Below are 14,283 nucleotides of genomic sequence, written 5' to 3'. Positions count from 1 at the left end.
GGACATACTCCCATTACTGAAATGGTTGTCGTGAATATAATCTGTGTTTGCAGAAATATAAGTGCGTTAATTTTTCTCAGTGAGAATGTTTTTATCGTTATATTGTGCCAGGCGGGTCAGGACATCTTTATATTCGGGCATATTTGACGCGCCTTCTTTTTCAACGGCCAGAGAGGCGAAAGCACAGGCAAATTTTGCTGCCTGAATAATGGATTCCCCTTTCGCCATCGCGGCGGCGAATGCGCCGTTGAAGGCATCGCCTGCACCGGTGGTATCCACACAAACGGCTTTCAGCGCCGGGATATGAATGAATTGCTCACCGTCATAAATGAGCGCGCCTTTCGCTCCCATGGTGATGATGACGTGGCCTACCCCCTTGGCCTTAATGGCTCTGGCGGCTTCCTTTGCGCTGGCAAGGTCTGTAATCTGAATACCAGACAGCAATGAGGCCTCAGTTTCATTGGGTGTCAGGAAGTCCACATTCTTCAGGCAGTTAACCACATCAGATGACCAGGGGGCCGGGTTTAATACCACCTTGATCCCGTTACGGCGGGCAATTTCAATGGCCCGAAAGGTCGCGGGCAGATTATTTTCCAACTGGGTTAAAAAAATATCTGCGTTTTTAACTTCAGGGGTAATCGCTTCAACTTCATCGGCAGTAATGGACCGATTAGCCCCGGGGCTGATGGCAATCATATTTTCGCCATCGCTTTGACAGACATAAATAAGCGCGGTGCCGGTTTTCTTCTCTTTATCCTGATAAAGCGTGAAGCTGTCGATAGCGGAAGATGAAAGATGTTCAAAGGCCATCTGGCTAAACTGATCGTTACCCACTTTACCGACAAAATGAGTTTTAACATGGCATTTGCTGACGGCCAGCGCCTGATTGGCTCCTTTACCTCCGGGGCCAATAATAGTGTTTTCGGAAAAAATAGATTCTCCGCTTTGGGGAAAACGATCGACGTTAGCAATAATATCAACGTTGAATGAACCCAGAATACAGACTTTACCTTTCATCTTTCGCCCTTTATGTCGGGATTTGATCGCTTTTTTTGACTGTGCAGAGTCAAAAAAATGAATGATATTGCTATCTAAATTATTGACGGATTGGGTATGAAAAATACGGCGTTTGATAATTGCGCCACCGTGACATCGCTCAATACCGCCTTCCTGTGCTAATAAATTCAGGTCGCTGCGAATCGTTTCCCTGGTGACGCCGAATACTTTCGCAAGCTGATTCACCGTCGCCCGTTCATACCTGTTAAGCCAGGTCAAAATTGCATAGTGCCGTTCTTTATTGAGCATGTTGTCACCTCTGAAGTTATATTATTGTTTCTTTGGTGTTAATGTTTTGGTGTTGTTCACATATCGTTCAATAAAACAAAAAGAAACGGAAATTTATGAGGTGATAGTTATTTGATATCAGTTGGTTATGTTGTCTGTAGGGGCGTATTATTCGAGCCAAAGTTGGCTAAAATCCGGCCATCCCAGCGTATTTAAATCCCGCCAGGTAAATGACTTCTCGGTCGCAAATTCCATCCAGTGATGCAGCAAAGGAATGACATATCGCTGGTGGGTCATCTCATGGAAAAAGGCGGCAATGGTGGCGAATGCATGCTCATCGTCGCTGTTCAGAATCGTCGGCAACAGGGCGTTCAGGTTTTGTCGCTGGGTTTCAGGCAGTCGCGTAAACAGCGTGGTGGACGCCAGCCATTCCAGAAACGCCGGAACCGAAAAGGTATCGAGCATAAAGTTGCTGAGCCAGATATCCGCGGGAGGACGCGGCTGGTTGTTAAAGTGGTCAAATGCGTCGATTCGTATTTCCGCGCGAATATGCCAGCGCTCAAGCAGGATGCGAATCGCTCCGGCAAGCTCCACCAGTTCCGGTTGCTGAAAGGTGCTGATGATAACCGGCTGACGCAGGTTAAACGGCGCGGTGATCCCGCCGAAATCCACCGGGCGGTGGTTCCACTGCGGCAGCATACCCTGAGCCACGGAGAGGATGCGTGCGTATTCGTCGGGAAGCTGCGTCTGGCTGAGGAGTTCGACAGGTTGCAGCAGGTAATTGATAAACCGTCTTCCGGCTTCATCCGCAAAGGCCCCGTCACTGTCGAGCAGCACAAAGCAGCAGCCCTGCTCCAGACTGCGCTCGTTGAGCGGGCGGTCATCCTGCGCCTCTTCGCCCCGCAGCAGGGGAATAAAGCTCATGCTGATATGCTCCGGAGCCCTGGTGAAAATGGTGATCTCATCCAGTCCGGGCCGCGCCTGGTGCCAGTGTTGATTGCGCCGCAGAACCATAAAGTTGTCGCTGTGTTCCTGCAGGTGGAAAGCGCCGGTACAGCGGATGTGTCCGTGCTGGTAATCGAACAGCATCGTCGGCTGAGTGGCGAGCAGGCAGTCGAGACGCCTGACCGGATGATGCGTTTCAATCGCCAGATGCCAGGGGGCATCAGCGGTGATGGTTTTGATTGGGCTGAAAAGCGGGGCGAACTGCGGGCTCTGGCTGGCGGCGAGCAGGCAGCGCTGAACGGCGCTGGCATTCAGTTCGCTGCCATCGGCAAAGCGGGCGGTGGATTTCAGCCAGAACTCCCAGCGGGTAAAGTCCTCATTGTGGGTCCAGTAGTGGGCGATATCGGGGACGATCTTGCCCTGAACGGCGTCATAGCGCGTCAGCCCGCTCAGGCACTGGCGCAGGAGATGGCGTTCGGTCCGCCGCAGGGGAACGAGCGGATTAAGCGGATCCAGATCGCGGTAGTAGGGGATGCGCACCCGCGTTTCGCTGCTTTTATCCTGTACCCCAAAGCGCCACAGGCTCAGGCGATCCAGCAGATACTTGTCGTTGCCGATAAACCGCAGCACGTTGCCGTAATCCTGCTTCTCCAGCAGCTTATTGACGTTCTGGCTGAACAGCTTTTCCGGTGAGGTTAACAGGTGGAGCCGTGAGCGCTTGCCGCGCCCGCGCTGCGGCTGCCAGTCGAGCCATTTTTCCTGATGCATCTTTTTCAGCGCAATTCGGCAGTTACGCACCGAACAGCCGAAGATGGCGGCGATCTCCTGCATCTGTAATTCGTGCGTCTGACCTGCGCCGTAGCGGGCGTGCAGCCTGCGAAAATGCGCCTCGAAGATACTCATATGATGGCCTCCCGCCGAACGCGATTTCCTCTTTTATCCCTTTCTGACGGCTTCTGGCGTGATTGCCCTCATAAATTTTCCGGTTTTAAGCGAAAACCGGAAATAACTTTCGTCGTCGGTTGCTGTTTTTTTAATCATCTCCGGTTCGGATACTGAATGTGTTCGGAGCAGAACCTGCTGTTGTGCGAATCCCTGTCATAAAGACGCGCTCAGGAGATCGAGATGAAAAGATTCAACCTTCTGCAAATGTTACAAAGCATCGGGCGATCGTTAATGATCCCCATTGCCATGCTGCCTGCCGCCGGTATTTTGCTGGCCTTCGGCGTCAGCTTTCAGGATCCCAATATTGTCGCCAGCCTGCCGTTTCTCGGCGCTGACTGGCTGGTTCACGTGCTGAAGCTGATGGCGGAAGCGGGCAGTGCGATTTTCGCTAACCTGCCGCTGCTGTTTGCGGTCGGCGTGGCGGTGGGACTTAGTGACGATCAGGGCATTGCCGGGCTGTCGGCGATCGCCGGGTTTCTGATTATGAACGTCATCATCGGCCAGTTTCTGGGGATCACGCCCGAGTCGGTGGCGCAGGTGCGTGACTACACGATGGTGCTGGGCATTCCTTCGCTACAGACCGGCGTGTTTGGCGGCATTATCATCGGGATTATTGCCGCCTGGCTGTACAAACGGTATTACCGCATCCAGCTTCCCTCGTGGCTGGAGTTTTTTTCCGGCAAGCGCTTCGTGCCGATAGTGACTTCCTTCGCCGCGTTGTTTGTCGGGCTGGTGATGGCGGTGGTCTGGCCGCCGGTTCAGCATCTGATTAATGGCCTGTCGAATACCATGACGGTGCAGGGGCCGGGCATGTCCGCCTTCCTGTTCGGTTTTGTCGAGCGGCTGCTGATCCCGTTTGGTCTTAACCATGTCTGGTGGCCGACGTTCTGGCTGCAGTTTGGCGAGTACGTGAACAAAGCCGGGCAGGTGGTGCATGGCGACCAGCTGATCTTCTTTGCCCAGTTGAAAGACCAGGTGCCGATTACCGCTGGAACCTTTATGGCCGGGCTGACGCCGATCAAGATGTTCTGCATTCCGGCGATTGCGCTGGCGATCTACCGCTGTGCCAGCCCGGAAAACAGAGCGCGGGTGAAGGGCATTATGCTCTCTGGCGCGATCACCTCCATTGTCTGCGGCATCACCGAGCCGATTGAGTTCTCCTTCCTGTTTGTCGCGCCCGTGCTGTATGGCATTCACGCCGTCCTGGCGGGGCTGGTGTTCCTGTTGATGGAGTGGTTCAGCGTGCACATCGGGCTCTCTTTCTCCGGCGGACTTATCGACTATCTGTTCTTTGGCGTCCTGCCGCGCGCGCCTCACTGGTACATGGTGTTCCCGGTTGGGCTGGTGATGGGCGTGGTGTACTACGCCCTGTTTACCTTTGCCATCCGCCGCTGGAATTTGCTGACGCCGGGGCGGGAAGTTGAAGAAAAAGCCGTAGCAACGGAAAACGAACAGAACGACCTGGTGAGCGGCATCATTCTGGCCTATGGCGGGCTGGGGAATATGACCAGCATCGAGGCCTGCATGTCGCGTCTGCGCATTGACGTGACGGATAAGACGCTGGTGGACAAAGCGCTGCTGAAACAGCTTGGCGCGGCGGGCGTCGTCGAGGTCGGGAACAACATCCAGAGCGTATTTGGCATGAAGTCCGATCGGCTGAAAGAGGCGATCCGCGCAGCTAACGCGTATACACAGGAGGCAAAATGAAACAGCTACACCACAGCGGCCTGCCGCTGTATCTCGATGACGACGGCGTAATGGCGCTGAAACCGCCGCTGAACTATCTCGGTTTTGGTCGCAAAAGCGCCGGGCAGATGGCGGTGGTTTTACCGGAATTCACCGAAGCGCAGCGTGATGAACCGGCTTACGATGTTTATCGCGGGCTCAGCTTTGCGGAGGATCAGGAACGGCTTGCCGCTGACCAGTATCAGTACGACATCACCATCATTATGCCAGGGACGATTGGCCATGAGCGCAAGAAAACCAGCGGCCATTATCACGGTTATAACGACACGCGGCGCAACACCCATCCGGAAGTGTATGAAGTGATTAAGGGCACGGCGGCGTATATCCTGCAAAAGTCGCCGGATTTTGCCGTTGAACCAAAAGATCTGCTGGTGGACGATCTTATCGTGGCGGTGGTGAAGGAGGGGCAGAGCATTATCGTGCCGCCGAATTACGGCCACTGCTCCATCAATATCGGCGACGGGCCGCTGGTGTTCAGCAACCTGGCGTATAAACCCTGCGCGGTTCACTACGACACGGTGCAGTTTTATCACGGTATGGCCTGCTACATCGTGGAGGAGAACGGGCAGCTCTGCGTGCGCAAGAATCACTACTACCCGCATATTCCGCACATCAAATTCGCCACCGTCAAAGAGAACCCGCATCTTGGCATCACCTTCGATACGCCGCTTTACCAGCGCTACCGCGCCGCGCCGGAACGTTTTCACTTTCTGGGGCATGTCGATAACTATGTCCGGGAAATCATGGGGATGCTCGAGTATCAGGATGATTTATTCCCGCTCTGTCAGGAGGACGCATGATGGAAACGCAATCTGTTGCAGGCGTCGCCTGTAGCGACCTGCATCAGGCGATGGCGCGGATTGATGGCGCTGCGCTGGCGCGTCTGGAGCAGGCCATCGCTGAAGCGAACGCGATATTTGTTTTTGGCGCAGGGCGTTCGCTGTTAATGCTGAAAGCTCTGGCGATGCGCCTGATGCATATCGGCCTGAAGGTGCATGTTGTCGGCGATGTGGTCACGCCTGCGCTGCAAAAAGGCGACCTGCTGCTGCTGGCCAGCGCATCGGGCGAAACGGCTTCGCTGGTGAATGTGGCAGCGAAAGCGAAGAAGCTGGGCGGCACCGTGGCCCTGCTGACCATTTTCCCCGATTCCACGCTGGGCAGTCTGGCGGAGGTGGTGGTCAGGATTCCGGCCTATTCCGACAAACTGCCGGATGGGCCAGAGAATGTGAAAGGCATTCTGCCCGGCGGCAGCTTGTTTGAAGAGGCGGTCATGGTGCTGGGTGACGCCATGATAGTGATTCTGGCGCAGTCGACGGGATATCGCTTAACCAAAGGTTTTGCGCTGCACGCCAACCTCGAATAAATCATTCGATACAAGGAAACCAACATGAAATTACAGCTTGCCCTGGACGAGTTAACCCTGCCTGAAGCGCTGGTATTTATTGATAAGGTGGTTGATGACGTTGATATTATTGAAGTGGGTACACCTTTTCTTATTCGGGAAGGCGTGAATGCGATTAAAGCCATTAAAGAGAAATACCCACATAAGGAAGTGCTGGCGGATGCGAAAATTATGGATGGCGGCCATTTTGAGTCGCAGCTGCTTTACGATGCCGGGGCAGACTATGTCACGGTGTTAGGCGTGACCGACGTGCTGACGATCCAGTCCTGCATTCGAGCAGCGAAAGAGGCTGGAAAGCAGGTGGTGGTGGATATGATCTGCGTCGACGATCTCCCCACGCGGGTTCGTCTGCTGGAAGAGGCGGGCGCGGATATGCTGGCGGTACACACGGGCACCGACCAGCAGGCGGCGGGGCGCAAGCCGATAGATGATTTGATAACGATGCTGAAGGCGCGCCGGAAAGCACGGATTGCCGTAGCAGGCGGCATCAGTAGCCAGACGGTGAAAGACTATGCGCTGTTAGGCCCGGATGTTGTGATTGTGGGATCTGCGATCACGCATTCGGCGGATCCGGCGGATGAAGCGAGGAAGATTTCACAGGTGTTGTTGCAGCATCACTGAGGTTAGACGAGCAGAGTGGCATCTGGCGCGATTGTGTGTCAGATGTCGACCAATAGTGGACATGCGGCTAAGTGAGTAAACTCTTCACCAGAGGTAGCTCACGTGGAAAGATTAATAACTCAGGAGTCTCTCGAAAATGTTGTGCTCCTTTTGGTTATACAATTATACTTCGCGCCATATTTTATTGTTTCTATTGAAGGTTGCCGTGATTATAATTAATTCCATTAAAGATAAACTGGAAAAATACACAAATCACTCCAATCCTTTTATTGGTGTTGATGAGCTAGGCAATGATTGGTTTGTAAAAACATATTTCAGCAAGTCCGGTCATGAAACAAATGCGTTGTTTAATGAATTAGTAGCTTTTAAATTAGCCGAAAAAATAGGTTTACCTTGGCCAAAAGGCCATGTAGTTCAGTTTTCTGAAAGTGTAAAGAGTGAACTAAATGTATTAACTTCTCATTTTATTGCATATGAGTTCATAAATAATCTAGAAGAGTTGCTTGAGGGTTATCAATTCAGTAATAACCAAATGAAAAATCTCTATGGCAAATCCATATTTGATAATTGGCTATCAATAGGTGATGTAAAAAATGATACTTGCAAATTGTTAAATGGCGAATTACTATTCATGGATGCTGGAATCGCCTTTGAAGATGATAATTGTGAGGCGTGGGGAGAAGATGGTTTTATATGGACGGATAATAAATTGTTTATTGAGTCATCGCCATATCATCGCGGAATTTTGCATTCTGCAGAAGAGTATAAGTCATGGATGGATAAAATTTGTGAAATACCTGTTGAGTTTTATCAATCCATCGCTGATAGCATCCCTCAAGATTGGCATGTTCCGGAAAGTTATAAATTTAAATTTGTTGAGGTATTTTCATCATCCTGTGAGAGGTTTATTCCTATGATGAAATCATGTATTGAGTGGGAATTAAATCACCAATAGTATAAATAACTAAGCAGAAACTTCTGTTTCTCGCTCAAAACTACCGGTCGACTACAGTGATTTCTCGAAGGTGTATCGGTAGCCATTCTGCATACATGGAAAGGAACACCTGAATGTCTAGCAGCGAGGAGACTTAAACAAGGTGCATAAAAAAGGCCGCCGAAACGACCTGATCCTCATTTTTAAGGTGCTGGAGGTGTCCAGCCGGCATTCCTCGCAGCCACCATCCATTCGGGATCCCCGCTAGCGGAGTGCTTTTTGCAGTATGCTAATAGTTGCTGAAATATTTTAATCGATGAGTTATCCAGTCGAAGTTTTTGGCTGGATATTTTCCGTCTTGCAGCGTCGGCTTGCCCATGCATTAATTCTGTTATCACTTCTGTGATAGCAGCTCTCAGAGTCGGATCTACTGGGTTTCTATCTAGGATTTTCTGTAAAGCAGTAATATGCTCTTTAAATGTTCTGGCCCCAGAAAGTGCGCTTACAACCTCTCCATACATATCATCTTTCCTTGTCTTTTAGGTTTGAACGTCTCGCTTATAGTAGCGGTAATCATAAATACTATACCTCATGTTGCTGCTCAGTTCTGATTTTATTCCGAATGTCCAGCTTCTACCTGCAGAACTGGAAAGAAAGATACTTCTCTCCATGTTCAGGGATTAATACGTAGCGAAAGGCATACCGTACTCTTCTATCTGCCACGAAGCCACGACAAGAAAAGAGTGATCGTCATCGTTCAAAAAAATGAATCCATGATTTCCACCTGCATCATCCGTGAAGACATGGGGATCATTTTTAAACGAGATCCCATAATGCCCATTATTCAAGAGTGCCGTTCTGGCGGCCTCCCACTGACTCATAATGTGCTTATTTGACTCAACCTCATGCAACAAATGGTGCTTCAAACGAGAAACAGAAAGGAGCTGATTTGGAGGTCTTCTGTAGACGTATATCATGTTCCCGTATCTCTTGGTTATCCGGCGAAAGTGCCAGTTTTGATATTGGGAAGGGGCGGGAGATTTTCAATATCCGCTAGACAGAAAAACCGCTTCGTCCAGCTAAGGCTGTAAACAGTAAGAGTCATCAATTTCAGCTATGTGCCATGAGCGGACATGGACCACCTCAGCAGTTCTGCAGACACTCTCGTGTAGTAAGAAACTGGAAAGCAGGGTTTGATATCTGGTCATGAGTCTAAGATAGTCAGGGCTGCAGCAGAATCGGACGTTACTAAGCTTGGATTAATAGTATCTTCGATGTAAGAAAATCACCTTGAAACTATTTGGACCCAAGGTTACGTTGATAAAAACTTGTCAATTAAAACGCAATTATTATATTAATGGTTGCTTTTTAATATTATCTTGCAGATGTAATAATATTGGATGTTTATATCAACCCTGCTCTACATCCTCTTGACATAATTTCCTTCTGATAAGAAATCGTTCCATCTTCAATAAGCTTTGAGAGTTCTCTTTATCCACCATTCATTCCCTGAGAAACGTTAAAGAAAATATTTCTATTTGCTAGCACCGACTTGGGTTAGCAGCAACTTAACTGAATTTTTAATGAGTCTGTGACCAGCCTCCGTTGATTATCACACGGAAATGCTCTAAATGCCCTTCGCGATTCAATTGCGAACTCCCGCTCCGCGCTCAAAGCGGCCTTATCAAATGGATTCGTGACAGGATTTGTTTGAAGCAAGAAGAAGACGTTTGGGCATCTGACACACATGAACGGCGCGTTCCTGTCCGGAGCGTTTGCTGAAGTAACTGACGCCTTTGAAATATAGCGTGAACTACAGCATGGCCTGCCATTGAATAGCTTCTGATTTAAAAAAAACTTTATGAGGCTCGATCTGGCGGAAGAGTGCGGGAGGATGTTAAGAAAAGTGACTATTCCACTTCCCGAGATAGAGGCAACCATTAATGCTGAATGTGTAATCGAAGGGTCTCCCTCGTTTCTGGCGATATGAACCGTGTAACAATCACTTTTGCTGAACGGTAATTACCGCCTGTTTGCGCTGAGGTCTATGCGGATCTGAGTAATCCACTCAGTAAGACAGTGGTTATCCCTCCAATTCGTCATAAACAAGGAAATCACCATGTTCGGATTCTTTAAAAAGAAAAAACCTGACGCTGGGCCTAGGCAAGGCCCCGTCTTACGGCAAAACAGTTTATCGCGTTGACGCTGAGTGATGAAAAGCTGTCTATGCCCGTGTACCTGCCTGGGATCCGCAGTGAGGCCGAATGCGACGAGCTGGGTTTATGGCCACTCATCTACATCTGGAATGTGGATCGTGCCGCTGGCACGTTCAGCCTTTCTGTTAACGGTAAAGCCATCGCCCACCTCCTTGAGCCTTTCGTGCCCCGTGAAGACCCAGCGTATGTTCAAATTCGTGATGAGGCGATGAAGGTCATTTCCGAGGCTTCAACGCGGTCTGTGCTGGCTACCATAGAGAAAACCGGTCTCATGCCCGATGTTTTGTTCGCGTATTACGCTGAGGATGTACAGCAGGAGCAGGGCTAACCGTCGGGGAGTGCTTGAGATTGCGCCAGGGATTGTGATGTCACTCCAGTAATTGCAACGCTAAACTATCGTCAACAGATGCTTCAGATTGCAGAAAGACGTTATTATCGTCACCATAAAATTACATGAATCACGACGCACCATAGCAACGGGTATGATGCGTCGGTAATATTTCACATAATAATTGGCTTCATTCTTTGCCAGATTTAATCATATTCATAAATTGATGCATCTGTTCTTCAGTGAAACAGAAATCACGCTGAAGGATGCCTTCCAGTATCTGAACTTTGTCTGTTTTTAAAGTACCACTTTTATCGTCAAAGTAGAAGGTATGGCCTAACGCAACCGAAATAATGTTGTTGGCTACAGGATTACTGTCAGGATACTTGCTTTCGATAGAGCTGTTAACTTTACTGACAAATTTCTTCTCATCACTACAACGTACATTATTCTCCGCCATCGCGCGAATAAAATCACTGGCAGTAAGCGCTCTTACGCTAATTTTCTCCATGAATTCAATCGCTTCTTCTGAGCTAAAATCATTTTTTTCCTGTAGGGAATACTTCAACGCTTTTCGACGCTCTACATCTTCGGGAGAGGGATTATGAAGGCTGTTCAGGTTGTCAAAGACATGGAACGTCCCTAAAAGTTCGAGAGCAATACATGAATTCGGGATGCCCGTAGGTCGTCGTTTTATGAATTCATCTTCAAATTCACTCCACGACTCGCAGAGTATGTGATATTTACCAAGGGTTTGTACCAGCTGTTGCATGAACCGTGTTTTTAGCTTGGCCACGTGGGGGTACATAGGGGCGTCAGACACTCCGGACGGACTGGTTGATACTTGTTTGAGTTTATTAAGGTCATGATTAAAGTTCATTATCCAGCCTTGAGGCTGATTCCCTTGCTGCATGCACTGAAGCCATTCATTTTTTTCTGAACGCATCATATCGAGAATGTAGTGGCTGGGATGGTGATGAGCAAAAGCGGGATACGCGTCAGTTTCATCATGATAAATCCATGATTTGTAATTGACATCAGACAAAGTGAGCTTAACGAACTTCAAAAAGTTGAACAGATTATTACGACCCTGGCCTCCCATATTGTCACTAAGACAGAATCGATTATATTCATATCGACATTCCCAAACCTGGCCTGCACGATGGATAATTAACAGTGTTCCGTCAAACTGATTTTTTGAAGAGTAGCGTACAAAGTGAAGCTCATTGTCCTGATCGAGACTGCCGGTTTCATTAAGAAGAGATGTGAAATAACTTTCATATTGCCCACCTAAACTTGTTGTTCGGAAAGGTTCACCGTTGCCGCTCATAATCCAGTTAGCGTTACAGCTAAACTCTTTCTCCATGCGAAATGCCATATCGAAAGTTGGACCTGAATTACCGTCAAGGCAGTCAAGCAATGCCGCAGGACTTGGTTCGCCGATAAGATGTGCCAGTGATACTGGATCGGACATTTGCCCGTAACGAAACCAGCCGTCCTCACGCAGTTTTTCAAACACCCATTTTATTCGTTGACCGGCTTCTTTTTGCCAAACTTCTCGCAAGGATAAGGGAGATTCTGGATAGGTTGTTGTCAGCGTAAATCGAGCTTCGCCTTCAATCGATCGATACTGACGGGAAGCTTCCTTCGCCATACGGTCATAAACATCATCATCGAGATTTCTAATTTGAATCGTAGCCATGATTGACCTCATTGTGTATTCATATTGCACTCAAGGTAGCGTGACGTCAAATTGATGTCAATATGATGTCATCAAGTTGAGGGCGCATTTTTTTCATACGACACACGGCTACGTGAACAGTTGCGAACTGGATCGTCATTGCGTTAACCGATACCTCGGTGTCGTTAAGAAGGCTTGTGGAGACGTCCATGTAAAATAGCTTTTCCAGTGTTGGTTTAAACAGCCTTAGCACAGTTGTATTGAAAGCTCTGGAAGGTGAGCCTCACGTCAGCCTTATCATCTTGGATCAAGTCGCTAAACTCCGGCAGGCTGTCTGAAGCTGTTGGCCAGACGAATCTTTACGGCGGCGAGTTGGTTGGGATTCTGCAAATTTGAACCAGCTGAAGGATTGCGGGGTAGGGTTGCATTTTGAATGGAAGCTATCGCCTTAGTGCGCGCAACTTTAGCATGGGCCAAGGTCATAAAAAAACCGCCCCGAAAAGGGCGGTTCTGGATAGCACGACCCTAACCAGTCCGGGAACATGCCACAGGCGATCAGGAGAGGGTCTTTTTTTTCAGTGATTACACGCAGTTATGTTCAACTGCGCGGCAAAAATCTATATTATTATCGGATTATACCATTTCACAGCAGGGAAGCAACCCTTATGAGAATCGACAAAAGACTCAATGCGACAGGCTGCACTTCCAGACAGGTTTTTTTTATTGAATGTTGGGGTAACCTTTCTCATAAAGACAGTATAGACACTGATCGTGTCAGCTTCAATAATCCTTTAAATGCGTTGAAAGAATTGCTTTTTTTGTATCGTTTTGGAGATAAATTCAAAGGGGTTGAAAAACGTGCGCGAGCTGCTGAGGAACTTTTTGAGCTTCTTTCAGCAGACAAGGTCGTCTGCGATGCCGTGTTCGAAGGGATCCCCGAGCAGCTGCTTGCCTTGATGGCATCAGTTGAAGTCATCAGAGATTCGGGGCGTAGTCCGATTGAGAAAAAACGTAAGCTGGTCGAAAGCATTGCCGCACAGCTGATTGCGAGTCTTGAAGAGCATTATATTGTTAAGACAATAGGTCTTTTAGATGTTGAATTACAGAAAACAACAGATCTAAATGATGAGGATTTGAACTGTATTGTCAGTTTAACCAATGGCTTAATGAGTATGGTTCTAACGCTTGGTATGCCGCTATCTGAATGTTATCTCTTATTCCAGCGTATCCTTTTAGGAAAAAAAGGTAACGCATTCAGTGAGCGTTTTAACTCATGGAAGGATAAGCTTTGCGTCCCTCAAACCACATACGTAGTATCTCTCGTCATGGAGAATGACCGCTTATATGATATGCTGATGTCGGCCAAAACCCCACTTTGCTTCAATGGCTGTGAGTACACGCCTTTTTTAACGGATAAGCAAAAAAAAGCAACAAGCATAAAAATAAAAACTCAGGCAATATCTATTCTTTCGGCGAAAACAAACGCAGAAGCTATTTTAGTTGAATCCCTGGATGTCGTCGCCTATATGATAGGGAAGAGTGTAATAAATACACATAACGCATTTACGGTAACGGATGAGCAAGGAAAAGATACTCATATAGGGAAATTTGAAAATGAAATAAATGTTAACTCAGACAGGTTGACATTAAATGAATTTTCCTTTTTTATAGATGCGATTTCTACGTTATATGTAAAAACCTCGCGCGATTCAGTTAAAAAGATAAGTTCGGCTTTTCATTTTCTTAGAAATGGCGTGAGTAATGCCTCTAAAGAAAGTAAATATACATCCTTTTGGTCTGCCTTAGAATCCCTCACTCTGGGCGTATCCGCTGAAGATTTAACCCATGATGAACATGTGATCTATTCAGTAGTTCCCTGCATGGGGGTGGATTACGTTGTCAAACAAATGGTATTGACGAGGGATGTCATTAGAAGCGAAAATATGGTCATTACAGATTCCAATGGGGCTGTAATTAATTTTGAAAGTATGGATTTAGCAACGTTATATGGATTATTGAAAGAGCGCCATATCTCCTCGCAAATCGAAAATGTGCTTTCGCATTACCCATATGCAGCTTTTATGTTCAGAAAGTTTCTTGCATTATGTAATGATCATCGTGAAATGGCGAAAAAAATAATTAAGCACGCTGACAAAGTCACGCTTCAACTCCACAGGTTAT

Annotated in this window: 10 protein-coding genes; 7 read left to right on the top strand and 3 right to left on the bottom strand. The window is 48.1% G+C overall.

The window, feature by feature from the left end; translation table 11 throughout:
* Positions 1 to 66 precede the first annotated feature (66 nt).
* Positions 67 to 1,305: a ribokinase gene (gene rbsK / locus KQJ18_RS04045; protein WP_216421473.1), complete on the bottom strand. Its 1,239-nt coding sequence runs from the start codon at positions 1,303 to 1,305 to the stop codon at positions 67 to 69.
* A 147-nt stretch (positions 1,306 to 1,452) separates the two neighbouring features.
* The gene (locus KQJ18_RS04040) at positions 1,453 to 3,132 is read right to left on the bottom strand and encodes an SgrR family transcriptional regulator (RefSeq protein ID WP_216421471.1); all 1,680 of its coding nucleotides are present in this window, start codon (positions 3,130 to 3,132) and stop codon (positions 1,453 to 1,455) included.
* Between the two features lie 222 nt (positions 3,133 to 3,354).
* Here KQJ18_RS04040 and ptsG point away from each other — a divergent pair, with 222 nt between their 5' ends.
* From ptsG to KQJ18_RS04010, 6 genes are all read left to right on the top strand, one after another.
* Positions 3,355 to 4,881: a glucose-specific PTS transporter subunit IIBC gene (gene ptsG, locus KQJ18_RS04035; RefSeq protein WP_216421469.1), complete on the top strand. Its 1,527-nt coding sequence runs from the start codon at positions 3,355 to 3,357 to the stop codon at positions 4,879 to 4,881.
* Positions 4,878 to 5,720 (top strand): glucose-6-phosphate isomerase family protein, encoded by an 843-nt coding sequence (locus KQJ18_RS04030; RefSeq protein WP_128350481.1) that lies wholly within the window; start codon positions 4,878 to 4,880, stop codon positions 5,718 to 5,720. The genes ptsG and KQJ18_RS04030 overlap by 4 nt, the downstream gene beginning before the upstream one ends.
* Positions 5,720 to 6,283 carry a 6-phospho-3-hexuloisomerase gene (hxlB, locus tag KQJ18_RS04025; RefSeq protein ID WP_216421501.1) on the top strand — a complete coding sequence of 188 codons (564 nt, stop codon included), beginning with the start codon at positions 5,720 to 5,722 and terminating at the stop codon, positions 6,281 to 6,283. Before KQJ18_RS04030 ends, hxlB begins: the two co-directional genes overlap by 1 nt.
* Before the next feature lie 24 nt (positions 6,284 to 6,307).
* Positions 6,308 to 6,943 (top strand): 3-hexulose-6-phosphate synthase, encoded by a 636-nt coding sequence (hxlA, locus tag KQJ18_RS04020; RefSeq protein WP_123828911.1) that lies wholly within the window; start codon positions 6,308 to 6,310, stop codon positions 6,941 to 6,943.
* Positions 6,944 to 7,148: 205 nt separating this feature from the next.
* Complete coding sequence (locus tag KQJ18_RS04015; RefSeq protein WP_216421467.1) at positions 7,149 to 7,898, top strand: HipA family kinase; 750 nt, start codon at positions 7,149 to 7,151, stop codon at positions 7,896 to 7,898.
* Between the two features lie 2,178 nt (positions 7,899 to 10,076).
* The gene (locus tag KQJ18_RS04010; protein WP_253297445.1) at positions 10,077 to 10,421 is read left to right on the top strand and encodes a hypothetical protein; all 345 of its coding nucleotides are present in this window, start codon (positions 10,077 to 10,079) and stop codon (positions 10,419 to 10,421) included.
* A 190-nt stretch (positions 10,422 to 10,611) separates the two neighbouring features.
* Here the strand turns inward: KQJ18_RS04010 and KQJ18_RS04005 are convergent, their stop codons facing one another.
* The gene (locus KQJ18_RS04005; protein WP_216421465.1) at positions 10,612 to 12,123 is read right to left on the bottom strand and encodes a hypothetical protein; all 1,512 of its coding nucleotides are present in this window, start codon (positions 12,121 to 12,123) and stop codon (positions 10,612 to 10,614) included.
* 644 nt (positions 12,124 to 12,767) lie between these two features.
* Between KQJ18_RS04005 and KQJ18_RS04000 the strand changes: the two genes are divergently transcribed.
* The coding region (locus tag KQJ18_RS04000) for a hypothetical protein (protein WP_216421462.1) at positions 12,768 to 14,283 on the top strand (1,516 nt) is incomplete at its 3' end.

This window comes from Citrobacter sp. S55_ASV_140 (assembly GCF_018919505.1).
Classification (GTDB): domain Bacteria; phylum Pseudomonadota; class Gammaproteobacteria; order Enterobacterales; family Enterobacteriaceae; genus Citrobacter; species Citrobacter werkmanii.
This window is presented reverse-complemented; position numbering and strand designations above follow the sequence as displayed.